The organism is Faecalibacterium sp. DFI.5.82 (assembly GCF_029076575.1).
GTDB classification, from domain to species: domain Bacteria; phylum Bacillota; class Clostridia; order Oscillospirales; family Ruminococcaceae; genus Faecalibacterium; species Faecalibacterium duncaniae.
Map to the genome: position 1 here is coordinate 1 of NZ_JARFIS010001157.1, position 288 is coordinate 288.

Sequence of the window (288 nt, forward strand, 5' to 3'; positions counted from 1 at the left end):
CCGTCAAGTGCGGACTTTAGCAGAGGGAGCTGGACTGACAGAAATCATTACCTATGCTTTGACAACGCCAGAAAAGGCGGTTGAGTTCACTCTCAATCCTAGCAACTTGACTGAGCTTATGTGGCCAATGACAGTGGAGCGCTCTGTTCTTCGTCAGAACATGGTTTCTGGGATTTTGGACTCCCTAGCCTACAATGTAGCTCGTAAGAATAAGAATCTAGCTCTCTATGAGATTGGAAAAGTCTTTGAGCAGACTGGCAATCCTAAGGAAGAGCTACCAAATGAAAT

At 45.5% G+C, this 288-nt stretch carries 1 pseudogene; it reads left to right on the plus strand.

Annotated elements, in window-relative coordinates:
* Nucleotides 1-288: pseudogene (locus P0G09_RS20540) on the plus strand (hypothetical protein); the annotation flags it as partial.